Here is a 249-nt window from a genome sequence, read left to right as displayed (position 1 = left end):
TGCTTGTTGCGGTCGAGCGGGATTTCAAAACCACCATCCACACCACCCCACGCTGCATCGCTGTTCAGACCCATGCAGTTTTCAATGAGGTATTCGCCCGCTGACAGTCGTGTAACAACAATGCCTTCGGACTCGTCATTTGTTGTGTAATCTCCGTCATGGAATAACTTCACCACCGGAGAAGCTCTTTTGATGAAACCATTACTGTCCACGACAGTATTGCCATCATTGTAATGTTTGCGAATGATC

Annotated in this window: 1 protein-coding gene; it reads right to left on the bottom strand. The window is 47.8% G+C overall.

The features are described 5' to 3' along the window. A partial coding sequence (locus M977_RS25655) for a phage tail fiber protein (protein ID WP_483413596.1) occupies positions 1 to 249 on the bottom strand: 249 nt, incomplete at both ends.

It is taken from the genome of Buttiauxella gaviniae ATCC 51604 (genome assembly GCF_001654835.1).
GTDB lineage: Bacteria > Pseudomonadota > Gammaproteobacteria > Enterobacterales > Enterobacteriaceae > Buttiauxella > Buttiauxella gaviniae.
This window is presented reverse-complemented; position numbering and strand designations above follow the sequence as displayed.